This window comes from Pseudophaeobacter sp. A-200-2 (assembly GCF_041008815.1).
GTDB classification, from domain to species: domain Bacteria; phylum Pseudomonadota; class Alphaproteobacteria; order Rhodobacterales; family Rhodobacteraceae; genus Phycobacter; species Phycobacter gallaeciensis_A.
Map to the genome: position 1 here is coordinate 146,813 of NZ_JAXGFU010000004.1, position 20,823 is coordinate 167,635.

Here is a 20,823-nt window from a genome sequence, read left to right on the forward strand (position 1 = left end):
CTTGTTCTTTTGTTCAAATCTCCCATGGGTGCAGGGACCCGGCACATCTGCCCGGCCCCTGCCCCGGTGTTAACTGTTCATCGCAGCCCAGACGCGGCCGGGGCTGAGTGGCATGTCGATATGCGTCACATCTTTACCCGCAGCCTGCAGCGCGTCCACCACCGCATTCACAACCGCCGGCGGCGATCCGATGGCACCGGCCTCACCGCAGCCCTTCACCCCAAGGGGGTTATGGGTACAGGGCGTCTGGCAGGAATGGTCCACCTGATAGAAGGGCAGATCATCGGCGCGCGGCATGGCGTAATCCATGTAAGAGGCCGACAGAAGCTGACCGTTCTCGTCATAGACGCAGCCTTCGAGCAGCGCCTGACCGATGCCCTGACCGATACCGCCATGCACCTGACCATCGACGATCATCGGGTTGACGATATTGCCAAAGTCATCCGCCGCCGCGAAACGTTCGATGGTGACCTTGCCCGTCTCGGGATCGACCTCCACCTCGCAGGCATAGGCGCCCGAAGGATAGGTGAAGTTCGCCGGATCGTAGAAGGCGGTCTCTTCCAGCCCCGGCTCCATATCCTCAAGCGGGTAGTTGTGCGGCACATAGGCCGCCAGCGTGACATCTCCCCAGGCCAGGGATTTATCCGTGCCCGCAACCGAGAACTGGCCGTCCTTCAGCTCGATATCCGCATCGGAGGCTTCCAGAATATGCGCGGCGATCTTCTTCGCCTTGGCGATGATCTTTTCCGTCGCCCGCACCATGGCAGAGCCACCAACGGCAAGCGAGCGCGAGCCATAGGTGCCCATGCCCATCGGCGTGTTGGCGGTGTCGCCATGCACGATCTCGACCATGCTTTCGTCGATGCCGATCATATCCGCGATCACCTGCGGGAAGGAGGTTTCATGCCCCTGCCCGTGGCTGTGGCTGCCGGTCATAACCACCAGCCCCCCGGTCGCATTCACTCGCACCGTGGCGGATTCATAAAGACCCGCCCGCGCGCCCAGCTGCCCGACAAGGTTCGACGGCGCGATGCCGCAGGCCTCGATATAGCAGTTGACGCCCAGACCGCGCAGCTTGCCGTTTTCCTCGCTCTTGGCGCGGCGCGCCTTGAAGCCTGCGAAATCAGCAACCTCCATCAGCTTGTCCATGGTCGCGTTGTAATCGCCGGTGTCATATTCCACCGCCACCGGGGTGGCATAAGGGAATTCGGTGATAAAGTTCTGACGCCGCAGCGCGATGGGATCGACGCCCAGCTCGCGCGCGGCCTTGTCGATGACGCGCTCCAGCTGGAATGTCGCCTCAGGGCGGCCCGCGCCGCGATAGGCATCGACCGGCACCGTGTTGGTGAAGACGGCCTTCACGTTCACATAGATCAGCGGCGTCTTGTAGTTACCCGCCATCAGCGTGCCATGCAGCCAGGTCGGCACCGAAGGCGCAAAGGTCGACAGGTATGCGCCCATATTGGCGTAGGTGTCGGTGCGCAGCGCGGTAAAGTTGTTCTCCGCATCCAGCGCCAGTTCGATCTTGGTCACGTGATCGCGTCCATGGGCATCCGACATGAAGGCCTCGGACCGGGTAGAGGTCCATTTGACCGCCCGGTTCAGCGCCTTGGCCGCGAAGGTACAGAAGGCTTCCTCGGCATAATGGAAGATCTTGGTGCCGAAACCGCCGCCCACATCCGGCGCGATGACGCGCAGCTTATGCTCGGGGATACCCAGCACGAAAGCGCCCATCAAAAGGCGGATCACATGCGGGTTCTGCGAGGTGGTATAAAGCGTCGATTCCCCGGTGGCCCGGTTGAAATCGCCCACCGCCACGCGCGGCTCCATCGGGTTCGCGATGAGACGGTTGTTGACCAGCTCCAGCGTGGTCACATGGGCCGCATTGGCAAAGGCCTCGTCCACCGCTGGTTTGTTCTCTTCCACGAAGCCCCAGTCATAGCAGAGGTTCGAGGTGAGATCGTCATGCACCTTGGGGGCGCCTTCCTTGACGGCCTCCTTCATGTCGATGACGGCGGGCAGTTCTTCGATATCGAGCTCAATCGCTTCGGCGGCGTCGCGAGCTTCCTCGCGGCTTTCTGCGACCACGGCGGCGATGGCATCGCCCACATAGCGGACCTTGCCCTGAGCCAGAACCGGGTGCGCAGGTTCCTGCATCGGTTCTCCATGGCGGTCGGTCACCTGCCAGCCACAGGGAATCGATCCCACACCTTCGAAATCAGCGCCAGTGAAGATGCGGATGACGCCGGGCATCGCGGCCGCAGCCGTGGTGTCGATGCCGTTGATCTTGCCGTGGGCCACATCCGAGCGCAGGAAATGCACATAGGCCTGATTGTTGAGGTTGATGTCGTCGGTGTAATTGCCGGTTCCGGTCAGGAACCTTACGTCTTCGCGCCGCTTCGGGCTGGCGCCGATGCCACTATCCTTTGGCATTGTCCAAATCTCCTCCCTGGATGGTGCGCGCCGGGGCACACCTCTTGGTCATGCAAAATTGTCTTTTGTCCCGGGCCGCGCCTCCCTGCGCTGCCCGCGGCGGGCTTATGGCCTTATTCGGCAGCAATGGCCGTCACGTCCTGACCGGACGCGGCAAGGATCGCCTTGACGATGTTATGATAGCCGGTGCAGCGGCAGATATTGCCTTCGAGATAGGCGCGCACCTCGGCTTCGGTCGGCTTGGGGTTTTCCTTCAGCAGCGCCGCCGCCGACATCACCATGCCCGGCGTGCAGAAACCGCACTGAAGCCCGTGGTGATCCTGAAACGCCTGCTGGATCTTATTCAGCGTACCATCCGGAGCCGCCTGCCCTTCGATGGTGGCAACCTCTGCGCCGTCTGCTTCGGCCGCCAGCATGGTGCAGGATTTGACCGCCTTGCCGTTCACATGCACCACGCAGGCGCCGCACTGGCTGGTATCGCAGCCTACATGTGTCCCCGTGAGCCCCAGCTCATCGCGCAGAAATGACGCCAGGAGCGTGCGCCCCTCCACATCACCGCTGGCGGGCTTGCCGTTCACGGTCATCGAGACCTTCGCCATGAATTCCTCCCATTCGCTACTTTTGTTTGGCTGAATAGGAGTTAAGCACGGGATGCGGCTGGCGCGAACCCCCAGAAATGCCTCTGGCCGTAACATTTTTGCCAAACGGCAAGAAGCCGCGCGTAACACGTTGGAGATGCGGACATTTTGTGCTCTCTGGCGCAGTGTTCAGCCACGCCCGGCGTCATCCTGTCCAGCGCGGCGCGGCATGGGCCGGGTGGGAATCTCTTTCAGCAGCCCGCCAACCCCCATGGCGGCGATATCCGCCCCGCGCAACGCGACGCCACAGATCACCCGTTCCAACACCCAGTCCGCGCCATTGAGCGCAGGCGAACGGGCGCAGCCCGGCAGGCCGATCACAGGCTTTTCGCCCAGCGCGCCGAGAAACAGAAGGTTGCCCGGATCCACCGGCATGCCAAAGCGCGTCACCGTGCCCCTCGACAGCCGCAGCGCCTGAGGCGCAACATCCAGCGGGTCCGAGGTCGCCGATCCGGTAAGGATCAGGATGACCTCTCCCGGCGCATCGGCGATGGCTGCGGACAGCTCCGCCTCGCGGTGGGGCACAACCACGCGATCTGTCAGCGCCATTCCCATCCGGTCGAGCCGCCCAGCCATCGCCGCGCGCCCTTTGTCCGATGGCACATCCGCAGAAACCCGCGTTTCGATCAGGGTTGCGGTCTTGTAGACCGGGGCGCGCACCCGCAACGCCCCGCCTGCATTCCTTGCCACTTGTCTCAGGTGCGCCTCTGGCACCCCGTAGGCGATGATCTTGATGGTGGCGATCATGCCGCCTGCATCGACCCGGTGATAGGCGGGCACGGTCGCAATGGTGATCATCGGATCCACCGCATTCACCGCCTCCAGCCGCGCCCGGTCCAGCTCCACCACACCGCAGGTTTCGGCGTAAAGGTTCACCCGCCCCGCCCCGGCGCCGGAAATGCGCAAGCCCTGGGCGCCCGGGTCCGGAACGATGGCGTGGGCCAGCGCCTGCGCCGCCGCATCCTCGTGCATATCCCCGCTTTCCAGCCGCGCGGCGGTGACTTCGGAAAACCCGGAGGCGGCCAGATCACTCAGATCCGCCGGGGTCAGCGCCGTGCCCTTGGCAATCTTGCGGGTCTCCAGATGCAGGGAATGGGCCAGGATCGCCCCCTCGGCCTGATCCAGCGGAACCGGGCCGAACTTCATGAGGCTTTGCCGCGCAGAACCGCTGTCATCTCGGCCAGGATCGACACCGCGATTTCAGACGGCCCCGCCGCGCCGATATCCAGACCGATGGGCCCGTGGATGCGCCCGATCTGCTCCTTGGTGAAGCCAGCCGCCACCATCCGGTCCACCCGTTTGGCATGGGTGCGGGTCGAGCCCAGCGCACCGATGTAGAAACAATCCGCACCTAACGCTGCCTCCAGCGCCGGATCGTCGAGTTTGGGATCATGGGTCAGCAGCACCAGCGCGGTGCGGGCATCAAGGCCAAGCTTTTCCACCGCCTCGTCGGGCCAGTCGTCCATCAGCCGCTCACCGGGGAACCGCGCAGCGGCGGCAAAGGCCTCGCGCGGGTCGATGATCACCGGATCGTAGCCCGCAATACGCGCCATGGGCACCAGTGCCTGGGCGATATGCACCGCCCCCACCACGATCAGCCGCAGTGGCGGGTTGTGCACGGCAACGAAGGTCTTGCCGTCTTCCTCCACCCCGGAGCGGTCCATGCGCAGGCGCTCAGCATAGCCATCGCGCACCAGACGGCGCGCGCCGCTGTCCAGATCCACCTCATAGGCGAGCGCGATGCGATCCTTGCGGGCCGCGACCAGTTCCTCCAGCAGATCCACCGGCAGGGCGTCGCCCACGGGTTCAACCAGAACCTTGATGGTGCCGCCGCAGGCCAGCCCCACGGCAAAGGCATCATCGTCGCTGACCCCAAATTCCAACAGGCGGTGCTTGCCATCCTCGATGGCTTCCAGCGCCTCAAAGACCACCGCGCTTTCGACGCAGCCGCCCGAGACCGAGCCTTCGATGCGGCCATCGCCGCCCACCACCAGCTGCGATCCGGCCCGGCGCGGCGCCGATCCCCAGGTCTGCACCACCGTGGCCAATGCAGCCCCGGTGCCATCCCTGTGCCATTCCAGCGCCACCTCTGGCGCGTTCTCGAAACGCTGGGTTTCCTCTGACATGCAATCCTCCCGGCGTGTCTTCCGCCCTTGTTGCCCCCAAGGTTGACGCGAAGGCCAGAGGTTTCAAGCCGAAAACGCAGCGCAAAACGCAAAGCGCCCGCCGGGACCGGCGGGCGTTCGGGCATTTTACAGGCGCGGGAGGGTGCCTATTCAGCCGGTTGCAGGTTCGATTTGGAGGGCGTCAGCCGCTCGGGCAGGGCAAAGGCCAGCGCGATGAAGCCAAGGCCCAGAACGATGCCAAGGATATCGCCCGGCAGCGCCGTCAGCCCGTCGAACTTGGACCCCGGCACGGTGCCAACAGTAACCTTGCCGCCCGCGATGCTGTCCAGAAGGCCGCTCGATTTCCACATCGGGTAGGTGACCATATAGGCCGCAGCACCCAGAAGGCCGCCCGCGATGAAGAACAGCGCATCCTTACGCCCCGAAGCCGCCGCCACAACGCCGGTGCCGGGGCAATAGCCCGCCAGCGCCCAGCCCGCACCCAACATCAGGCCCCCGATGAAGACGCCCACATAGGCGGTTTTGACGGACATATGCCCCACATCGACAAAGCCCAGCATCTGCCCCGCGAACATCAGCACCGAACCGGTGCCGATGGCCAGAAGGATGGTCTTGGCCAGGTTGAGGTTGGTGAGGTTCAGCATCTTGCCGATCATGTTCGGGTTGCTGGCGCCGATACGGTCCAGAACCGCGCCGAAGGCCAGGCCGATAACAATTGCGAGAACGATAGACATCATGGCTCAGGCCTCCTTCTTGAACAGGATCAGGGATACGGGGATCGCAGCAGCAAAGGCCCCGGCGGCAAAGAGATAGCCCGACAGCGCGGTCTGCATCATGCCCGACATCATGTGCCCCGAGGTGCATCCGCCCGCAAGGCGCGCGCCGTACAGCACGATGAAGCCGCCAACAAAGGTCGCGCCGTAGCGCAGGGCGGTCCCGTCCCCCATATTGGCGCGCCACAGTTCGGGGATGCTCCGCTCCCGCTCGGGCAGGCCACCGCGCGCCATCACCGACAGAAAGCCGCCAACGGCCATCGCCAGCACAAAGACAAAGCTGTAGTTCAGCGGATTCATCACCGATTTGGCGTATTTGCCATTCGATTTCGCCAGATAGGCATTGGTCGAGGTATATCCTTCCTCGGTCTTGGTCACCAATTCGCTGTTCACCGCATCGCCGATGATCCCGTCCAGGATCACGAATTGCGTGGACACGCCAATCGGTTTGACCAGCAGCACCGCCAGAAAGAAGACGAACCCCAGCAGGAGCCCTCCGGTTTTCCAGTTCATGGCCATCATCAGCCTCCCAAATTACATTCCATTTACGGAATGTAGCAGGATGAGCGCAGATCAGGCTTGACCCAGATCAATTACATTCGACTTTCGGAATTCATCAGAGAAGCGCCATCAGCCGCGCCTTTTCGCCCTGGTCCTCGGGGCGGGAAATCACCTGCGCCAAATCTTCGAGCGAGGCAATGGAGTGGCCGGCCCGAAGACTGTCCACATGGGGCAGCATGGAGCGGATACCTTGTGCTTTGGGGGCGAAGCCTTCCCAGCGCAAGAGCGGGTTCAGCCAGATCAGCCGCCGCGATGACAGGTGCAGGCGCTGCATCTCCCTGGCCAGTTGGTCCGGGTCGTCCCGGTCCAGCCCGTCAGTGATCAGCAGCACCACCGCCCCCTGCCCCATCACCCGGCGCGACCAGTCGCGGTTGAATTCATGCAGGCAGGATCCAATCCGGGTGCCGCCCTCCCAGTCCTGCGCCTCGGCGCCCGCTGCGGCCAAGGCCGCGTCCACATCGCGCGTGGCCAGATGTCGGGTGATATTGGTGAGCCGCGTGCCAAAGGTAAAACCATGCACCTTGGCCCAGCCCGCGCCCTTTTGATTGGCGACCGAATGCAGAAAATGCAGCACGATGCGGCTGTACTGGCTCATGGAGCCGGAGATATCGCAGATCACCACCAGATTGGGCCAGCGGATGCGCCGTTTCGCGCGGGCGATCTCCTGCAGATCGCCACCCCGGCGGGCCGCATCGCGCAGGGTGCGCCGCCAGTCGGCACGCTGCCCATGCGGAGCGGCCATCAGGCGGCGCGACTGGATCGGCTGCACCGGCAGGCGCATCTGCGCAAGGATGCGTTTGGCGCGGGCGACTTCCTCGGTGCTCATCTGCTCGAAATCCAAGGACCGCAGGCGCTCCTCCGAGGACATGGTCAGCGTCGCGTCGATCTCGAACTCGGTGCCCTCGTCCTCTTGCCCCTCTGGCACATCGATCTGATCGTTGGCGCCATCCAGCAGCGCCTCGGCGGCGCGTTTTTCACCGGGTTTGGCGGCGCGCTCTTCCTGCACGCCGCGCACCGCAGGCAGCATCGCCGCCATCATATGCTCCAGAAACCGCGGATCGCGCCAATAAAGACGAAAGATCTGCGCAAACACCGCCCTGTGTTCGGGGCGGGTCACGAAACAGGCGTGCAGCGCCCAGTAGAAATCCTGCCGACTGGTAAAACCCGCTGCCGCTACCGCCTCAACCGCGTCCACCACCCGGCCCGGCCCGATGGGCAGCCCCGCCTTGCGCAGAGCGCGGGCGAAATGGGTGATGTTCTGGACGAGTTTCGGATCGTCCGGCAGGGAAAGCTCAGGCAGTTCAACCATCAGATCAGTTCGCAAATAGCCCAGAGTGAAATTGAGACGGGAAGTAGAAAATGTAGACCCACCACGTAGAGAATGGCATATTTCTCATGCCACCAAAGGCTACAGTTAATTTCTTCTAGCTGCCTTTTCACGTAGGAGAGATTTCCTTTTTCTATTTCATTTTCAGGATCAATCGCGCGCTCAAGGTGCTCTATCACGAATTCAAGACGCCCTTTCATCGTTCCACCTCCGCCAAAAAGTGTTGCTACTCCCTTGCTGGTCATGGACGAGTTCCACTTGGCCAAAGAAATCAGATCCCCAATCCAATTCAGTGTCAGAGAGAAGATCAAAATGAGCTGCACCCAGAAGGTTCCCGAAGACAACTGGCTCTCAGAAAAGGAAATCCCCAAGAACTCCAGACTGCTGGTGTCAATTTCCAGATGGGTCGTCAGTACCACCACGACCGCGAGTGATAAGCACGCCCGGCCAGACGTTGCCGTTGCTTTGCTGACAAGGGGCGCACCAGCATAGTGCATCAGGCCTCCTCCAGTGTCTGCTTGGCCTTGTCGAGGATGCGTTTCGCTTCGGAGCCCTGCAATTGCGCGATGTCGTCCTGGTATTTCAGGATCGCGCCCAATGTATCGGCGATCACCTCGGGGGAGAGGTCGATCACGTCGAGCGCAAGCAGGCAATTGGCCCAGTCGATAGTTTCGGCCACGCCGGGTTTCTTGAACAGATCCTCGGTCCGCAGCGCCTGGACAAAGGCGACCACTTCGCGGCTGAGTTTTTCAGAGGCTTCCGGCGCGCGGGCCCGCAGGATTTCGACCTCGCGGGTGAAATCGGGGTAATCGACCCAGTGATACAGGCAGCGCCGTTTCAGCGCGTCGTGCACCTCACGCGTGCGGTTGGAGGTCAGGATCACGATGGGCGGCTCGGGCGCCTTGATGGTGCCAAGTTCCGGAATGGTCACCTGAAAATCGCTGAGCGCCTCGAGAAGGAACGCCTCGAAGGGCTCATCGGTGCGGTCCAGTTCGTCGATCAGCAGAACGGGCGCGCCATTCTCATCGGGGCGCATCGCCTCCAAGAGTGGCCGTTCGATCAGAAACTCATCAGAGAACAGCTCGCTCTGCAGCGCCGCGCGGTCAGCGCCTCCGGCAGCCTCGGCGGTGCGGATCGCCACCATCTGCGCGGCAAAATTCCATTCATAAACCGCGCTGGAGGCATCAAGCCCCTCGTAGCATTGCAGCCGGATCAGACGACGGCCCAGCGCCGCCGACAGCGCCTTGGCGATCTCGGTCTTGCCGACGCCAGCCTCACCTTCCAGGAACAAGGGGCGGCCCAGACGCAGCGACAGGAAAACCACGGTAGCAAGCGCCCGGCCGCAGACATAGCCCTGCTCGCCCAACATCTGTTGCACCTGATCGATGGATTGCGCCTCTTTCATGCCTTGCCTCCCCGCTTGGTCGCACCAAGAGGCCATGCGCCCAGCGCGCGGTCAAGGCTGGTCTGCCCCCGTTTTCGGATTGTTGATTTCGTTTGTTGGGCAACACTTCGACAAGGGTTAACGGCTATACACCCTGCAATGATTGACGCAGGGCGCCCGCCCTGCCATGGATTTTGGCAATGACGATAGCCCCGGCTGCACCCGATCCATGTGTGACGACGATGTGCTGTAACGAGAGGCAAGATGCAGGCGGCAAGGCAACAGATCGAATGATGCGCCACGGATCAACACAGCCCGGCACTTCGCGCCGGGACGCCAAAGGGGATGCATGATGCGCATCACCGCCGTCACCTGCGTCAAGAACGAAGGCCCGTTCCTGTTGGAATGGATCGCCTACAACCGGCTGATCGGGGTCACGGATTTCCTGTTCTATTCCAACGATTGCAGCGATGGCACCGATGACCTGCTGGATGCGCTGGCGGCGCGGGGGCTGGTGCAGCATCTGCCCAACCCGGCCGAGGGGCGCAATTACCAGATGGAGGCGCTGAAACACGCGCGCCAGCAGCCCATCGTGGCGGATGCCGACTGGGTCTGGGTGGCTGATGTGGATGAGTTCCTGAATATCCATACGGGCGATCACACAATCCCCGATCTGATCGCGGCCTGTGGCAATCCCCAGGCGATTTCGCTCAGCTTCCAGTTCTTTGCCAACGACGGGGTCGAGGCCTTTGAGGACGCGCCGGTGATCGCCCAGTTCACCCGCTCGCACAACCCGGATATCTGCTGCGCCGATGGTTCAATCGAGGTCAAGACGCTGGTACGCCGCGATTTTCCGCTGCAATACTATGGCGCGCATCGCCCGTTCTTCCGCAAGGCTTTGGCCAAGGACAAGCGGCCCGTCTGGACCGATGGTGGCGGCCGCCGGGTGCCCTTCCGGTTCCTGATGGCTGCAAACCGCGATCATATCCGCAAACTCCCGGCCAAAGGCGCCCGCAGCCTTGCGACGCTGAACCACTACGCGCTGCGCTCGCTCGACAGCTATCTGGTGAAGAATGACCGCGGCGATGTGAACCGGGAAAATCGCGCCTTTGACGATACCTATTGGCGCGAACGCAATGACCCCGCCTATGAGGACCTGTCGATCCAACGCCATCTCCCGGCGATGGAGGCGGCGCTTGCCGATCTGAAATCCGACCCCGAGATCGCCGCCCTGCACGAGGCGGCAGTGCGCCTGCACGGTGCGAGACGCGATGAGCTGCTGGCCCAGCCCAGCTATCAGGCGATGCGCGATCAACTGCGCGCCGCCCCCGCCCTGCCGCCGCAGGAAGAGGCGCTGCTGCGCGATCTTGGCCTCTGGACCAAAGAGGCGGCGCAATGAGCCTCAAGGTCATCAACCTCGGCCTGCCGAAGTCGGGCACCACCACGCTGGGCAAGGCGCTGTCGCAGGCGGGCTATTCCGTGGCCGATCACCGCCTGCGCGACCGCGAGGAAGACAAACCCGGCAAGCGGCGGATTTTCGTCGGCAGCCTCCTTTACAAAGGGCTATATGAGCGCGGCGATCCCATGGCCTATCTGGATGGTTTTGATGCGCTGTCAGAGGTGAGCTTTATCCACGGCAAATTCTCGGTTTGGCCGCAGTTCGATTTTGCCCTGCTGAAGGTGCTGAAGGATCTCAACCCGGGGCTCAAATTCATCGCCACCCGGCGCGATGCGGCCAGTCATTCCAAATCGATCATGGCCTGGAACAACCTCGGCACCGCCCGGCTGCCCGCCAACACGGTGCCAGGCCTGCCGATCGGATACGGCAAGACCCCCGAACAGCAGATGATCTGGATCGACGGTCATTACGAGGCGCTGAAACACTGGTTCCGCGAGGATCCCGATTATCTTGAGATCAACGTCGCGGATGCCGATGCACAGGCGCGGGTGGGCGCGTTCCTTGGGCGCGATCTGCCCTGGTGGGGCCAGGCCAACGTCAACCGGAAGGCACGTTCCTGACCATGCGCATCGTTCTTCATATCGGGCTCGAGCATACAGGCGCCGAGCGGCTGCAAAAGGTTCTGGCCCACAAGCGGGACCAGCTGCGCAGCAAGGGCGTGTTGTTTCCCACCTCTCCCGGCGGCAGCAATCACACGCGCCTGTTCATGGCAGTGACCGATCCGGAACACGTGGACCCGCTGCGCCATGCCCGCGGCCTTGCCGATCCCGAGCGGCAGGCGCTGTTGCGCGACAAGCTGAGCGCCGATCTGATCCGTGAGGTCAATGAGGCGCAGCCGGACATTCTGATCCTCTCGGCCTCGCAACTGGGCGGCAGGCTGCACCGGCGCAGCGAGCTGATGCGGCTGAAGGATATGCTGACCCCGCTATCCGGCGATATCAGCCTCGTGGCGCATCTGGATGATCCCGCCCGCCTGCTGGCGCGCAGCTATGGCGCGCAGGTACTGAACGGACGGGCTGCCCCGCTGGAACGCGAACTGGCGCTGGCCGATCAACCGGACTGGTGGCAAGCCTGCCTCGCGCATCAGCCGCAGATCAGACCGCAGGAAAACCAGTTTGAAGAGACCGAAGGCGCGCCTTTCTGGCTCGATTATCCGGCCCTGCAACAGCATTGGGAGAGTGTTTTCGGCGCCGGGTCCATGATCTTCCGCTCTTACGACGAGGCCCTGCTTTACGGGCCGGAGGCCACCAAAGAGATTCGCGCCGCCATTGGCATCAGCGATCAAATTGGTCGTTGCGGGGCCGCCACGCCACCCGCAATGCCCGCTGCGCCCTGGCTGACGCGGGCACGGAGGCTCAATAGTCTGCTGCAACACATCACCCTGCATCAGGGCAGGATCGTACCGCCGAAAATGTGGCGCGGTTTCCTGAATGAGCTGCAGATCGACGGCGCCCCGATGGACCCGGCGCATCTGCCCTGCATCTCGGCCCGTTTTGCCGCCGCCAATCAGGCCCTTGCCGAGCAGCACCCCGGATTGTCTGCAGCCAGCTTCGCCACCCAGGCCGGTGTCCAAGACCATTCCGGCGCAGAGTGGCAGGAGGCAGACCCGGAAATGGGCTTTCGCGCCTCGCAATACCTGCTGCGCTTCATGTCGCAGATTGAGGCCGCAACCCGCGCCTCCCGACCAGCGGAAGAGGCCAAGCCGGACCCAGCCACCACGGAACCCACCGCGCAGGCCCGCAAGGTGATGACCCCGCTGGCGTTAAAAAACTTCGAAATGCTGCAAACCTCGCCCTTCCGGCCGCATGACAATATCGGCGCGCTGGATGAAACCGCGCGTGCCGCCCCCTATGCGGAGGTGCCACGCCGCGCCCTGCCTGCGGGCAGCAGCGGCAATGTGATCGTCGGCTGCATGAAGAACGAGGCGCCTTATATCCTGGAATGGATCGCCTTTCATCGCGCCATCGGTGTGGACAACTTCCTGATCTACACCAATGGCTGCGAAGACGGCACCACCGAGATCCTCGACCGGTTGCAGGAGAAGGGCATCCTGCAGCACCGCAACAACGACGACTGGCGCGGCAAGTCTCCGCAGCAACACGCACTGAACCAATCGCTGCAGGAACCGGTGATCACCCAGGCCGATTGGATCGTCCATATCGACGTTGATGAATTCATCAACGTGCGCTGTGGCAACGGCACCCTGCAGGATTTCTTTGACCGGGTGCCGGATGCCACCAATGTGGCGATGACCTGGCGCCTGTTTGGCCATAACGATGTGACACGGCTGTCGGACGAATTTGTCATCGGCCAGTTTGATGCCTGCGCGCCGAAATACTGCCCCAAGCCGCACACGGTCTGGGGTTTCAAAACGATGTTCAAAAACACCGGCGCCTACCAGAAGATCAGCTGCCACCGCCCCAACAAGCTGCAGGACGGGTTCCGCGATCAGGTCCGCTGGGTCAACGGATCGGGCCGCGACATGACGCAGGATGTACTCGACAACGGATGGCGCAACTCGCGCCGCTCCATCGGTTACGATCTGCTGCAGCTCAACCACTACGCGCTGCGCTCGGCCGAAAGTTTTCTGGTAAAACGCCAGCGCGGACGTGCCCTGCATGTGGACCGCTCCATCGGCCTCAACTACTGGATCCGCATGGACTGGAACGACCACACGGACGTCACCATCCAGCGCAATCTTCCGCGCCTGCGCGCCGAATATGATAGGCTGATGGAGGATACGACCCTGCGCCAGTGGCACGAAAAAGGCCTCGACTGGCATCGCGCCAAGGCCGAGGAACTGCATGGGATGGAGGAATTCGAAACCCTTTACCGGCAGGCACTGGACGTAAAACTGACCGCAACCGAACGCGTTGCATATGCGCTTGCGCTGGATATGGAGAGCTGAAGACATGACCGCCGCAGCCACCGACCCGGTTCTGACCTGTCTGGATATGAAGTTCCCGCTGGACAAGGCGGTGCTGCCACCGCGCGTGCGCAAACTGCTGCGCACCGGCGCCTATGAGGCAAAGGAGGCCGTGGCCGCCAGAAAGCTGATCCGCGCCGGGGATGTGGTGATGGAACTCGGCGGCGGCATCGGTTTCATGTCGACGCTGGTCGCCACCCAGACCCCGGCGCAATCCGTGCATTCGTTCGAGGCAAACCCGCAGCTCTTGCCCTATATCCACCGGGTGCATGCTCTCAATGGCGTCCAGAACGCCAAGGTGACCCATGCAGTGCTCAGCGACAGCGACGGCACCGCGCCCTTTTATGTGCGGCCCAACTTCCTTGCCTCTTCCCTGACACCAATGGCCGAGGATGGCCCTGACGTTCAGCAGGTCGAAGTGCCGATGCGCGACATGAACCGGGTGATGGCAGAGCTGAAGCCCAGCGTGCTGATCTGCGATATCGAGGGCGCCGAGGCAGAGCTGTTGCCCAAGATGGACCTGTCCTCGCTGCGTGCGGTGCTGATCGAAACCCATCCGCAATGGATCGGCAAGGCAGGCATCCGCAAGGTCTTTCAATGCCTTGATGCCGCCGGTCTGGTATTCTTCCCGCGCTGGTCGCATGGCAAGGTCGCCGTGTTCCGGTCCGACTGGTAGGACCATGCGGTATCTGGCCATCCTGACCCTGCGAAACGAAGGTGCCTTTCTGCTGGAATGGCTGGCCCATCACCGCGCCGTGGGGTTCACCGATTTCCTTGTCTTTTCAAACGACTGCCAGGACGGCACCGACAGGATGCTGGACCGGCTCGATGACCTTGGCCACCTGACCCATGTGCGCAACGACGGCCCCTACGGCAAGGGTGGCATCCAGTTCAGCGCCCTGAAGCTGGCGGACCGGCACCGGCTGGTGAAAAAAGCCGACTGGATCATGGCGCTGGATATCGACGAATTCGTCAATATCCACGCGGGCCGTGGTCAGTTGGGCGACCTCTTGGAAGCGCTGCCCGAGGCCGACGCCATCACCCTGACATGGCGGCTGTTCGGTAGTGGCGACACCCTGCGCTATGAGGACACGCCGGTGACGGAGCAGTTCACCCGCTGCGCCCCCGAGGTGATCCACTGGCCCTGGCGCGCGGCGATGTTCAAGACGCTTTATCGCAACGACGGCACCTATCGCAAAACCGGGGTGCACCGCCCGCGCGGGGTAGAGGACGACAGTGCGCTTGAGCAGTTCCGCTGGTTCGATTGCGAAGGGCGCGAACTGGGGCCGCAGTTCAAGACCCGACGCCTGTTTTCCGACTACGGCCAGCCCAACCACCGGCTGGCTCAGCTGAACCACTATGCGCTTGGCGCGATGGAAAGCTTTGTCCTGAAGGCAGACCGAGGCCGCGCGGTGCATTCGGATCATATGCTCGATGTGGACTACTGGGTCGAACGCAACTTCAACACTGATGAAGATACCTCCATTGCCCGCTACAGCGAGGCGCGCGCCGCCATTCAGGCGCTGCTGCTGGAAGATGGCAAACTCGCCCGCCTGCACGAAAAAGCCGTGGCCTGGCGACACGCCCGGTTCCGCGAGCTGATGTTGCAGGAACCGTTTCGCGCCCTCTTTGCCCGGCTATTGATGACCCCGCCCTCGCGCCCGATCAACGCCGTCACCGCGCGCACCCTGGCCGGGTTCGCAACATTGGGACGCCGGGCCGAACAGGCACTCAGCGCCCCCGCACCACAAGCGCCCCCGGAGCAATCGGCAGACCGCGCCAACGCAGAGACCGAGACGCCCAAAGAGAGCGGCACGGACTGACTCGCGCAGAGCCGGAAAACTGGCATGAGTTTTTCTCAATTTTGCCGCATTCCGCCCCTAGCTTCAGACCCAACTACCGGTCCGTCAAAGGTCCGGAGGCAGAGGATCATGGGCATGCAGGACGGTTCAGACGCGCTTGAGACAGATCTTTCCGGGCTGAAACCGGCCCAGTGGAAAGAGCGGCTTGCTGTGCTCAGCGAGGAACTGGGTATGTTCCAGCCTCTGGGCGCGCGCCACTGCGCCGCCTTCATCGATCAGGGCAACACGCTCCTTGTGAGCTTTGAAACCATCCAGGGCATCCAGAGCCTGTCCGAACTGGCGCAACCCTTGGGCTTTGATCTGGTCCGCAACCTTGGCTGGTCGCATCTGTGCATGATTTCGGATGGCGACACCTGGTTCCGCGACGAACAGGTCTTTGGCTTCATCGACCAGCTGATCGACGACGGGTTCTTCGAGGAATTCGACAATGTCGTCTTCTATGGCGCCGGCCCCTGCGGCTATGCGGCCAGCGCCTTTTCGGTAGCGGCCCCCGGCGCAACCGTGGTGGCCATCCAGCCGCAGGCGACGCTGGATCCGCGCATGACCGAATGGGATGAACGCTTCATCGAGATGCGCCGCACCTCTTTCACCGACCGCTATGGCTATGCGCCCGATATGCTGGACGCCGCAGATCATGCCTTTGTCCTGTATGATCCGCGCGAACATCTGGATGCCATGCACGCAGCCCTGTTTGCCCGCAGCAATGTCACCCGCCGCCGTCTGCCGGACTTTGGCGAGGCGGTGCAGACGCGGTTGATCGAGATGGATGTGCTCTATCAGATCCTGTCGATGGCTGGTTCGGGCAAGCTGACAGATCTGGCTTTATCACGCGTTCTGCGCGCGCGGCGCAACAACACCGCCTATCTGCGCAACGTCATGGGACATCTCGACAAACGCGACCGGCCCTACCTGATGACCCTGCTGTGCCGCAACGTGACTGCGCGCCTGCGCGCGCCGCGGTTCCGGCAACGCTTGCAGAACCTGCGCAAACGCGCCGCCGAGGGTGATTTCACCCTGCCGCCGGAACGCTGATCCCAACGCGCCCCTCGCCGTCTGATAGAATAGTTATGCCCAGCACTCGGCACCGGTGACAGATCGTCCTGTGGCGGGCTTCTTTCTTCCCCTTTCTGCGTGCCTGTGCTAACGCGGCGCCATGACACAGACCACGCTCCAGACGCTGACCCTCACCCGCCCCGATGACTGGCATCTGCACCTGCGCGACGGCGCCATGCTGCAGGCCGTGCTGCCGGAGACAGCGCGCCATTTCGGCCGCGCCATCATCATGCCCAATCTGGTGCCGCCGGTGGTAACCGGGGCGCAGGCTGCCGCTTATCGCGATCGCATCCTGGCCGCGCTGCCGGGCGACATGTCCTTTGAGCCGCTGATGACGCTCTATCTGACCGAGGACACAGATCCCGGCGATATGGCCGCGGCCCATGCCAGCGGGTTGATCAAGGCGGTGAAACTCTACCCCGCCGGGGCCACCACCAATTCGGCTTCGGGCGTGCGTGATTTCGACAAGGTGCGTCCGGTGCTGGAGAAAATGGCCGAAATCGGCTTGCCGCTTTGTGTGCATGGCGAGGTGACCGACAGCGACATCGACATCTTCGACCGCGAAGCCGTGTTCATCGACCGGGTGCTGGATCCGGTACGCCGCGCCACCCCCGGCCTGCGCGTCGTGATGGAGCATATCACCACCGCCAACGGTGTGGACTATGTGAAGGCCAACGCGGCGGACCTTGGCGCGACCATCACCACCCATCACTTGATCATCAACCGCAACCACATCCTGGTTGGTGGCATCAAACCGCATTATTACTGCCTGCCGGTGGCCAAGCGCGAAGAACACCGTCTGGCCCTGCGTGCGGCGGCGACCTCGGGCGATGCTCGGTTCTTCCTCGGCACGGATTCGGCCCCCCATACCGACCCCAACAAGGAAAGCGCCTGCGGCTGTGCCGGCTGTTTCACCGCCACCAACACCATGGCGCTGCTCGCCCATGTGTTCGAAGAGGATGGCGCGCTGGACAAGCTGGAAGGCTTTGCCTCGAAAAACGGCCCGGCTTTCTACCGCCTGCCGGAAAACGACAGCACCATCACCCTGGTCAAACAGGACGCCCCCACCGCCTTCCCGGAAAAGATCGAAAGCGGCGAAGGCCCAGTGACGGTCTTCGATCCCGGCTTCCCGGTGCATTGGACGGTTCAGGCGTGAGCCCGAGGCGGATCCTTGCCAAAATTCCCCGGACCGCATGCGATCCGGTTCGCGCCCGACCCGTCCCCAATGGCGGGCGCGAAAACCTGCGTGGCATTGCGGCTGCGCATGGGGAAAGACATTCAATTTGCGGAGCTGCCACATGATCCCCTCCTCCTACCCCTCTGCCGAAGAAATCGCCCGCCTCTCTGCCCGGATGCTGCTGGAAATCGGTGCGGTGAACTTCAACACCGAAACGCCCTACACGCTGGCTTCCGGCCTGCCCTCGCCCAGCTATATCGATTGCCGCAAGCTGATCTCCTTCCCGCGGATCCGCTCCACGCTGATGGATTTCATGACCGTCACCGTGATGCGCAACGCAGGCTTTGAAGCCTTCGACAATATCGCGGGTGGTGAGACGGCCGGCATTCCCTTTGCTGCGCTGGTGGCCGAGCGCATGGCGCTGCCGATGACCTATGTGCGCAAAAAGCCCAAAGGTTATGGCCGCAATGCCCGCATCGAAGGCGCGATGAGCGAAGGCGAGCGGGTGCTGCTGGTCGAGGATCTGACCACCGATGGCGGCTCGAAACTGTCCTTTGTCGATGCGATCCGCGAAACCGGCGCCACCTGTGGCCACACGGCGGTGATCTTCTACTACGACATCTTTCCTGAGACGACCAAGACGCTGGGTGATCACGGGGTCGAGCTGCACTACCTCTGCACTTGGTGGGATGTTCTGGCCGAGGCCCGCGCGCAAGAAGCCTTCAGCACCGAAACGCTGGATGAGGTGGAGAAGTTCCTCAAGGACCCGCGTGCCTGGCAGGATGCGCATAAATCCGCCTAAAACGTGCAGGCAGGCCCGGCCTGCCGTTTAAGCCCTGATCCAGCACGCCAGTTCGGCAGAACAGCCCCAGTGTGCTGGATACTTTATTTGGGCGTACATCCGTGCCATGCTACCCGATATAGCGTCCCGCCCTGCGGGGGCCGCAAAGATCCCCAGACACCGGGCAGCTATCCACAGGTTGCCCACAGGGATTTCCAGATGGCTTTGGGCCAGCGAATTGACCTATCTATCCGGACCGAACGAAGAGAGCCGTGATGAACGAATTGACCCCATTTGATGGCGACCAGCCCCCCGCGCCCATGCCCGAACCTGATGCCCCGCAACAGGCCAGCGGTATGGAGGCAAACGAGCTGCCCCATTCGGTCGAAGCCGAACAGCAGCTTCTGGGGGCGATCCTGACCAACAACGACGTCTACGACCGCGTGGCGTCGATCATCAATTCCACCCATTTCTACGACCCGGTCCACACCCGCATCTATGAAATCGCCGCGGCGCGGATCTCCAAGAACGCGCTGGCCTCTCCGGTGACGCTGAAGGCCTTCATGGAAGATGATGAAGGGCTGAAGGAGCTGGGCGGTCCGGCCTATCTGGCAAAACTGGCCGGGGCCTCGATCTCGGCCTACGCTGTGCGCGACTATGCTCAGATGATCTATGATCTGGCAATCCGGCGCGAGCTGATCGCGCTGGGGCAGTCGATCTCTGACAAGGCGCGCCGGGTGGATGTGTCCTCGGAGCCGAAAGAACAGATCGTCGAAGCGGAACAATCGCTCTATCAGCTGGCCGAACAGGGCCAGACCGAAAGCGGTTTCAAGTCCTTCCTGAAAGCGGTGACCGAGGCGGTCAACGTCACCAACGAGGCCTATCAGCGTGGCGGCGGCATGGCCGGGATTTCCACCGGTCTTGATGATCTCGACAAACAGCTGGGCGGGTTGCACCCGTCGGACCTTCTGATCCTTGCAGGCCGCCCCTCGATGGGTAAAACCTCGCTCGCGACCAACATCGCCTTCAACGTCGCCAAGGCCTATAAACGCGGGGTGAAACCCGATGGCACCGAAGGCGCCGTGGATGGCGGCGTGGTCGGCTTCTTCTCACTCGAGATGAGCGCCGAACAGCTGGCGGGGCGTATCCTTGCCGAAGCATCCGAGATTTCCAGCCACAAGATCCGTCAGGGTGACATGACCGAAGGCGAATTCCGCCGCTTCGTGCAGGCCGCCAAGGATCTGGAAAGCTGCCCGCTCTTTATCGACGACACGCCCGCCCTGCCGATTTCGCAGCTAGCCGCCCGCGCCCGCCGCCTGAAGCGGACCCACGGGCTGGACCTTCTGGTGATCGACTACCTGCAGCTTTGCCGCGGCATGTCCGACAACCGGGTGAACGAAATCGCCGAAATCTCGATGGGGATGAAGGCCATCGCGAAAGAGCTGAACATTCCGGTGGTGGCCCTGTCGCAGCTCTCTCGTCAGGTCGAAAGCCGGGACGATAAACGCCCGCAACTGTCGGACCTTCGGGAATCCGGCTCGATCGAACAGGATGCCGACGTGGTGATGTTCGTGTTCCGCGAAGAATACTACAAGGAACGCGAAAAACCCGGCGATCACGAGCTGGACAAGATGGAAGAGTGGAAACAGGCGATGGAGCGCCTGCATGCCAAGGCCGAAGTGATCGTCGGCAAACAGCGTCACGGTCCCATCGGCACGGTCGAATTGTCGTTTGAGGCGCAGTTCACCCGCTTTGGCAACCTCGCCAAATCCTGGCAGCAGCAGCCGGACGGCTACGAATAAAGCAGGCTTTCCCAAAACAGCTCAGCCAGAGGACATCCAATGCGCATCCATGATTTCATGCAGGCCTACAAACGGGTCTGGGAGGCGCAGGATTCCGATGGCTTTTCTGCGTTATTCACCCCCGACGGGCAATATTGGAACACGCCCTTTCAGGTGCAGACCGGCCCCGACGAACTGGCCCGTTACTGGGATCGGATCAAGCTGCAACAGGATATATGCCTGACGCCCTCGGTTCTGGCCGAAACGCCCACCGGGGGCATCGGCCACTGGAACGTCACCTATCAGGTCGCCAGCGAGGAATTGTTCCAGATCTGGGCAAAATCCACTGGCACCGGCCTGCCCGACCTCCAGCCCGGCGGTCCCCTGCCCCGGATGGAGCTGGACGGCACCCTGGTTGCCGATCTGAACGAGCAAGGGCTTGCCACCTGTGTGCGGATTTTCTGGCACTCCAACGCCTCCATGCCGACAGCGGCAAAAGACCGCGACTGACCGCCTGAATGCCCTGCCACAGGCGGGAGCAC

General features: G+C 62.6%; 19 protein-coding genes. 10 read left to right on the forward strand and 9 right to left on the reverse strand.

Going from position 1 to position 20,823, the window contains the following annotated elements; genetic code table 11:
• Positions 1–69: 69 nt before the first annotated feature.
• From SM766_RS07950 to SM766_RS07990, 9 genes are all read right to left on the reverse strand, one after another.
• Positions 70–2,433, reverse strand: a complete 2,364-nt coding sequence (locus SM766_RS07950; RefSeq protein ID WP_368947446.1) for a xanthine dehydrogenase family protein molybdopterin-binding subunit — start codon at positions 2,431–2,433, stop codon at positions 70–72.
• A gap of 113 nt (positions 2,434–2,546) precedes the next feature.
• Entirely contained in the window at positions 2,547–3,032 is a 486-nt protein-coding gene (locus SM766_RS07955) for a (2Fe-2S)-binding protein (protein WP_368947447.1), read from the reverse strand.
• Positions 3,033–3,200: 168 nt separating this feature from the next.
• Positions 3,201–4,217 (reverse strand): molybdopterin-binding protein, encoded by a 1,017-nt coding sequence (locus tag SM766_RS07960; protein WP_368947448.1) that lies wholly within the window; start codon positions 4,215–4,217, stop codon positions 3,201–3,203.
• The gene (locus SM766_RS07965; RefSeq protein WP_368947449.1) at positions 4,214–5,197 is read right to left on the reverse strand and encodes an XdhC family protein; all 984 of its coding nucleotides are present in this window, start codon (positions 5,195–5,197) and stop codon (positions 4,214–4,216) included. The genes SM766_RS07960 and SM766_RS07965 overlap by 4 nt, the downstream gene beginning before the upstream one ends.
• 146 nt (positions 5,198–5,343) lie before the next feature.
• Complete coding sequence (locus SM766_RS07970; RefSeq protein ID WP_274828719.1) at positions 5,344–5,934, reverse strand: DUF6691 family protein; 591 nt, start codon at positions 5,932–5,934, stop codon at positions 5,344–5,346.
• 3 nt (positions 5,935–5,937) lie between these two features.
• Positions 5,938–6,483 carry a YeeE/YedE thiosulfate transporter family protein gene (locus SM766_RS07975; protein ID WP_368947450.1) on the reverse strand — a complete coding sequence of 182 codons (546 nt, stop codon included), beginning with the start codon at positions 6,481–6,483 and terminating at the stop codon, positions 5,938–5,940.
• A 103-nt stretch (positions 6,484–6,586) separates the two neighbouring features.
• Positions 6,587–7,840 carry a vWA domain-containing protein gene (locus SM766_RS07980; RefSeq protein WP_368947451.1) on the reverse strand — a complete coding sequence of 418 codons (1,254 nt, stop codon included), beginning with the start codon at positions 7,838–7,840 and terminating at the stop codon, positions 6,587–6,589.
• On the reverse strand, positions 7,840–8,355 hold the full coding sequence (locus tag SM766_RS07985) for a hypothetical protein (RefSeq protein ID WP_274831874.1): 516 nt from the start codon (positions 8,353–8,355) through the stop codon (positions 7,840–7,842). Before SM766_RS07985 ends, SM766_RS07980 begins: the two co-directional genes overlap by 1 nt.
• Positions 8,355–9,263: an AAA family ATPase gene (locus tag SM766_RS07990; RefSeq protein ID WP_368947452.1), complete on the reverse strand. Its 909-nt coding sequence runs from the start codon at positions 9,261–9,263 to the stop codon at positions 8,355–8,357. Before SM766_RS07990 ends, SM766_RS07985 begins: the two co-directional genes overlap by 1 nt.
• A gap of 331 nt (positions 9,264–9,594) precedes the next feature.
• On the opposite strand from SM766_RS07990, the gene SM766_RS07995 reads away from it, so the two are divergent.
• From SM766_RS07995 to SM766_RS08040, 10 genes are all read left to right on the forward strand, one after another.
• On the forward strand, positions 9,595–10,641 hold the full coding sequence (locus tag SM766_RS07995; RefSeq protein ID WP_368947550.1) for a glycosyltransferase family 2 protein: 1,047 nt from the start codon (positions 9,595–9,597) through the stop codon (positions 10,639–10,641).
• Positions 10,638–11,261 carry a sulfotransferase gene (locus SM766_RS08000; protein WP_368947453.1) on the forward strand — a complete coding sequence of 208 codons (624 nt, stop codon included), beginning with the start codon at positions 10,638–10,640 and terminating at the stop codon, positions 11,259–11,261. Before SM766_RS07995 ends, SM766_RS08000 begins: the two co-directional genes overlap by 4 nt.
• 2 nt (positions 11,262–11,263) lie before the next feature.
• Positions 11,264–13,609 carry a glycosyltransferase family 2 protein gene (locus SM766_RS08005; RefSeq protein WP_368947454.1) on the forward strand — a complete coding sequence of 782 codons (2,346 nt, stop codon included), beginning with the start codon at positions 11,264–11,266 and terminating at the stop codon, positions 13,607–13,609.
• A 4-nt stretch (positions 13,610–13,613) separates the two neighbouring features.
• Positions 13,614–14,303, forward strand: coding sequence for an FkbM family methyltransferase (locus SM766_RS08010; protein ID WP_368947455.1), 690 nt, complete (start codon positions 13,614–13,616; stop codon positions 14,301–14,303).
• Positions 14,304–14,307: 4 nt separating this feature from the next.
• Positions 14,308–15,450 carry a glycosyltransferase family 2 protein gene (locus tag SM766_RS08015; protein WP_368947456.1) on the forward strand — a complete coding sequence of 381 codons (1,143 nt, stop codon included), beginning with the start codon at positions 14,308–14,310 and terminating at the stop codon, positions 15,448–15,450.
• A gap of 114 nt (positions 15,451–15,564) precedes the next feature.
• Complete coding sequence (locus SM766_RS08020; protein WP_274831868.1) at positions 15,565–16,521, forward strand: phosphoadenosine phosphosulfate reductase; 957 nt, start codon at positions 15,565–15,567, stop codon at positions 16,519–16,521.
• Between the two features lie 121 nt (positions 16,522–16,642).
• Positions 16,643–17,698 carry a dihydroorotase gene (gene pyrC / locus SM766_RS08025; RefSeq protein WP_368947457.1) on the forward strand — a complete coding sequence of 352 codons (1,056 nt, stop codon included), beginning with the start codon at positions 16,643–16,645 and terminating at the stop codon, positions 17,696–17,698.
• A gap of 142 nt (positions 17,699–17,840) precedes the next feature.
• Positions 17,841–18,521, forward strand: a complete 681-nt coding sequence (locus SM766_RS08030) for an orotate phosphoribosyltransferase (protein ID WP_274836758.1) — start codon at positions 17,841–17,843, stop codon at positions 18,519–18,521.
• 254 nt (positions 18,522–18,775) lie between these two features.
• Positions 18,776–20,302 carry a replicative DNA helicase gene (locus SM766_RS08035; RefSeq protein WP_065273175.1) on the forward strand — a complete coding sequence of 509 codons (1,527 nt, stop codon included), beginning with the start codon at positions 18,776–18,778 and terminating at the stop codon, positions 20,300–20,302.
• Between the two features lie 39 nt (positions 20,303–20,341).
• Positions 20,342–20,791 (forward strand): YybH family protein, encoded by a 450-nt coding sequence (locus SM766_RS08040; RefSeq protein ID WP_368947458.1) that lies wholly within the window; start codon positions 20,342–20,344, stop codon positions 20,789–20,791.
• Positions 20,792–20,823: the final 32 nt, after the last annotated feature.

Excerpts from the sequence above, each read along its gene's own strand:
- SM766_RS07950 (WP_368947446.1), bottom strand. The coding sequence starts at position 2,433 with ATGCCAAAGGATAGTGGCATCGGCGCCAGCCCGAAGCGGCGCGAAGAC.
- SM766_RS08035 (WP_065273175.1), top strand. The coding sequence starts at position 18,776 with ATGAACGAATTGACCCCATTTGATGGCGACCAGCCCCCCGCGCCCATG.
- SM766_RS07980 (WP_368947451.1), bottom strand. The coding sequence starts at position 7,840 with ATGGTTGAACTGCCTGAGCTTTCCCTGCCGGACGATCCGAAACTCGTC.
- SM766_RS07990 (WP_368947452.1), bottom strand. The coding sequence starts at position 9,263 with ATGAAAGAGGCGCAATCCATCGATCAGGTGCAACAGATGTTGGGCGAG.
- SM766_RS07995 (WP_368947550.1), top strand. The coding sequence starts at position 9,595 with ATGCGCATCACCGCCGTCACCTGCGTCAAGAACGAAGGCCCGTTCCTG.
- SM766_RS08030 (WP_274836758.1), top strand. The coding sequence starts at position 17,841 with ATGATCCCCTCCTCCTACCCCTCTGCCGAAGAAATCGCCCGCCTCTCT.
- SM766_RS08000 (WP_368947453.1), top strand. The coding sequence starts at position 10,638 with ATGAGCCTCAAGGTCATCAACCTCGGCCTGCCGAAGTCGGGCACCACC.
- SM766_RS08040 (WP_368947458.1), top strand. The coding sequence starts at position 20,342 with ATGCGCATCCATGATTTCATGCAGGCCTACAAACGGGTCTGGGAGGCG.
- SM766_RS08010 (WP_368947455.1), top strand. The coding sequence starts at position 13,614 with ATGACCGCCGCAGCCACCGACCCGGTTCTGACCTGTCTGGATATGAAG.
- SM766_RS07985 (WP_274831874.1), bottom strand. The coding sequence starts at position 8,355 with ATGCACTATGCTGGTGCGCCCCTTGTCAGCAAAGCAACGGCAACGTCT.
- SM766_RS08015 (WP_368947456.1), top strand. The coding sequence starts at position 14,308 with ATGCGGTATCTGGCCATCCTGACCCTGCGAAACGAAGGTGCCTTTCTG.
- SM766_RS08020 (WP_274831868.1), top strand. The coding sequence starts at position 15,565 with ATGCAGGACGGTTCAGACGCGCTTGAGACAGATCTTTCCGGGCTGAAA.
- SM766_RS07965 (WP_368947449.1), bottom strand. The coding sequence starts at position 5,197 with ATGTCAGAGGAAACCCAGCGTTTCGAGAACGCGCCAGAGGTGGCGCTG.
- SM766_RS07975 (WP_368947450.1), bottom strand. The coding sequence starts at position 6,483 with ATGAACTGGAAAACCGGAGGGCTCCTGCTGGGGTTCGTCTTCTTTCTG.
- SM766_RS08005 (WP_368947454.1), top strand. The coding sequence starts at position 11,264 with ATGCGCATCGTTCTTCATATCGGGCTCGAGCATACAGGCGCCGAGCGG.
- SM766_RS07955 (WP_368947447.1), bottom strand. The coding sequence starts at position 3,032 with ATGGCGAAGGTCTCGATGACCGTGAACGGCAAGCCCGCCAGCGGTGAT.
- SM766_RS07960 (WP_368947448.1), bottom strand. The coding sequence starts at position 4,217 with ATGAAGTTCGGCCCGGTTCCGCTGGATCAGGCCGAGGGGGCGATCCTG.
- SM766_RS07970 (WP_274828719.1), bottom strand. The coding sequence starts at position 5,934 with ATGATGTCTATCGTTCTCGCAATTGTTATCGGCCTGGCCTTCGGCGCG.
- pyrC (WP_368947457.1), top strand. The coding sequence starts at position 16,643 with ATGACACAGACCACGCTCCAGACGCTGACCCTCACCCGCCCCGATGAC.